The organism is Bradyrhizobium sp. PRIMUS42 (assembly GCF_023006515.1).
Classification (GTDB): domain Bacteria; phylum Pseudomonadota; class Alphaproteobacteria; order Rhizobiales; family Xanthobacteraceae; genus Bradyrhizobium.
This window is the reverse complement of sequence record NZ_JALBGZ010000700.1, coordinates 1-3,232: the sequence shown is the minus strand read 5'-3', so window position 1 is coordinate 3,232 and position 3,232 is coordinate 1. Positions and strand designations below refer to the sequence as shown.

General features: G+C 65.0%; 3 protein-coding genes. 1 reads left to right on the top strand and 2 read right to left on the bottom strand.

From position 1 onward, the window contains the following. Positions 1 to 851 (top strand): MFS transporter (locus MOV75_RS32095; protein WP_369010476.1); only part of this gene is annotated, 851 nt, incomplete at its 5' end. Between the two features lie 297 nt (positions 852 to 1,148). On the opposite strand, the gene MOV75_RS32090 is transcribed toward MOV75_RS32095, so the two are convergent. Beyond that, a complete protein-coding gene (locus tag MOV75_RS32090) occupies positions 1,149 to 2,540 on the bottom strand; it encodes a M48 family metalloprotease (protein ID WP_246923952.1) in 1,392 nt (463 codons plus the stop codon). Positions 2,541 to 2,674: 134 nt separating this feature from the next. Continuing rightward, positions 2,675 to 3,232: thermonuclease family protein (locus tag MOV75_RS32085; protein ID WP_247007327.1), on the bottom strand; the 558-nt coding region annotated here is incomplete at its 5' end.

The window sequence follows — 3,232 nt, the reverse complement described above, 5'->3', positions numbered from 1 at the left end:
CCTCCAAGCGCGGCTGGTACGCGATGGTGCCGCAGCTCGGCGCGCCGCTCGGCCTGATCGTGGCGAGCGCGCTGTTCGCCTATTTCGCGGGTAACCTCTCGGCCGACGATTTCTTCGACTGGGGCTGGCGCTATCCGTTCTTCGTCGCGTTCGCCATCAACGTCGTGGCGCTGTTTGCGCGCCTGCGCATGGTGACGACCGAGGAATATTCCTCGCTGTTCGAGACCCGCGAATTGCAGCCGGCGCGCATCTCCGACACGGTCGCGCGCGAAGGCCAGAACATCATGCTCGGGGCATTTGCGCCGCTCGCGAGCTTTGCGCTGTTCCACATGGTCACGGTGTTTCCGCTGTCCTGGGTGTTCCTGTTCACCCGTGAAAGCCCGGTGCGCTTCCTGATCATCGAGATCGTCGCCGCCGTGTTCGGTGTCGCCGCGATCGTGATCTCCGGCATCATCGCCGACCGCGTCGGGCGCAAATCGCTGTTGATGGGATCGGCGATCGCGATCGCGATCTATAGCGGCTTTGCCCCGCAGCTGCTCGACGCCGGCGCGTTCGGCGAGACCATCTACATGGTGATCGGCTTCATCCTGCTTGGCCTGTCCTTCGGCCAGTCCTCCGGTGCGATCGCCTCGAACTTCAAGCAGGCGTACCGCTACACCGCCTCGGCGCTGACCTCGGACATGGCCTGGCTGTTCGGCGCCGGCTTCGCTCCGCTGGTGGCGCTGCTGCTCGCCACCAATCTCGGCGTCATCGCCTCGGGTGCGTATCTCTTGTCCGGCGCGTTCTGGACCCTGCTCGCCCTCTGGCTCAGCGGCCAGCGCGAGAAGGGCGACATGGACGCGGGCGGCTAAAGCATGATCCGGAAAAGTGCGCAGCGGTTTTCCGAAAAGATCATGCTTAAACAACAACCTAAAGCGCGGTGACGATTCATCCTAATCGCATCGCGCTTTAGGCTCGCGCGTTCGCCGCCGCATCATAGGCTTCGTAGGGGGCAAAGGCGCATCGCGCCGTGCCCACCATCTGTCGATGATTGCGAGGTGGTGGGCACGCTTACGCTTTGCCCACCCTACGGCGCCGGAGTTTGTTGGTTCGAGATTCCGGGTTCGCTGCTCAAGCGCGCCCCGGGGTGACGAGCGGCTTAGCGCACGTCAATCCGCCACGATCTTCACGCGGTCACGCACCTTCACCTGCGCGGTGCGATCGAGCCCGTTCAGCACGCGAAAACGCTCGGCGGGGTGATCGACGCCGGCCATGCGGTGGGATAGCGACTCCACGGTGTCACCGGGCTGCACGGTGATGACCTTGATGCGCAGCGGACGCGCGGCCTGGATCTCGTCGAGCGTCAGGCGGCGGAATGAATTGACGGTCTCCCGCGCGTTGCGCTCGCTCTCGGTCGATTTCTGCCGTGTCGCGAAGATGAAGCGATACACGTCGCTGCCGAAGCGCAGCGCATAGACCTTGAACTGCCACTGGTCGCCCTTGGCGGTGGCGGACGCGGCCGGGAAGCCATTGATGGTGATGTCCTCGGTCGACGCCTTCTCGACGCCCTCCATCCAGCCGGAATTGAGGTAGTCGCCGAGCGACTGCTCGGCCGGCACGCGCACCACGTCGAAACGCATCGCCTGCGCGCCGCCCTCTCGCACGCCGATCACGGCCTGGGCGGTGTTGTCGAGCGTGAAATTGTCGGGCGTCTGGAAGGTGAAGCCGAGCTTCGGATGCAGGAATCGGCGGCCGCGCACGAAACCTTCACTGGGGTCTTCGCCGTAGACGAGATTGTCGATCGCAGCGAGATAGGTCTCGCGGTCGCGCTCGGCGCCCTCCGGGGCAGTATATTGCCGCGCAATGGTCTGCGCGTTCTGCACGCGCTCCGGGGTCGCCGGATGCGACGAGGTGAAATCCTGTGCGCGCGGATCGAGCGAGCTCTTGCCGGCCTTCAGCTCGGCATTGCGTTCCATCGCCGACAGGAACCGTGCCGCACCGTATGGGTCGAAATGCGCCTTGGCGGAAATGCCGACGCCGATGCCGTCGGCCTCGAACTCCTGCTTGCGCGAAAAGCTCGCCATGGTGAGCTTGGTCTTGGCCAGTGCGAGCGCGGTGAGATCGGGATCGTTGCTCATGTCGGTGACGACGCGGGTGACGATCGCGGCCTGGCGGGCCTGGTCCTCGCGCATCGCGGCGTGCTTGGACAGCACATGCGCCATCTCGTGGCTGAGCACGGAGGACAATTCCGACGTATCGCTCGCAAGCGCAAGAAGCCCGCGCGTGACATAGAGCTGGCCGTTCGGCAGCGCGAAGGCGTTCACCGCGCCGGAATTGAGGATGGTGACCTTGTAGCCCTGGTCGGGACGATCGGAGGCGGCGACGAGGCGATCGACGGTCTTGCTGACGAGTGATTCGAGCCTGGGGTCGTCATAGGTGCCGCCATAGCTCGTCAGGATGCGCTCGTGCTCCTTCTCGGTGGCGGGGGTCTGGGCGACGGCCGGCTTCGGCTTCGGCATCGCGACCGTCGCCGGGGTAGCCGCCGTCTGGAACCGGCCCATATCGCCGCAGCCCGCAAGCGCCGTACCCAGCACAAGGCATAGCGCGGCCGGCGCCGCCCGCAGGCGGCGGCGTTCGTTCCGTACGTGCCGTTCTAGCACCCCATTCACGTCGCTTAACCCGTGCCTGGCCCTCGTTAAGGCCTTACCCCAGTAGGCTCGTTTGCGCCCAGCAATTCAACCTGTCCCAAGAGACGCACATCGATCCGCGGCCCCGTATTCCCCTCGACCCAGCCCCGGACTCGAATACGTTTACTTTCCAAGGACTTAAGGGGGATGCCAGCGTTTTCAAACGCCGGTAGCGTGCGCTTTGAAATAGTCGCGGCAAAGCCGCGTGTCCAGTTTCGCCCGAAGTTGAGGTAGGTCATTGCCCCAGCTTGCCGGACCGACAGGACTTTGCCCTCGACCACCATAAACCGCCCGATCCCCGCCAAAATATCGTCCGGACTTTCCGCGTTTTTTATGGCCGACGGGTCAGCCCAGCTGCCCTTTTTTTGGTGCCGTGCTGCGGCCTCCGACGCCATCAGGGCGGCCGCGCAGTCCTTGTCCGTGATCTCGGCGGAGACCATGGCCTCGCCCTGGGAGAGTAGCATGGCCTGCACCGAGGTGTCGCTTTCGCCGATGAAGACCAGCGCGCCCTGGCGGCCGTAGCGGTCGGGCGTGTCGTCGGTGCCGCGGAGCGTCACGTCCCGGCC

Bases quoted from the DNA above. Each gene is read 5' to 3' on its own strand.
- MOV75_RS32090 (WP_246923952.1), bottom strand. From the start codon at position 2,540: ATGGGCCGGTTCCAGACGGCGGCTACCCCGGCGACGGTCGCGATGCCG.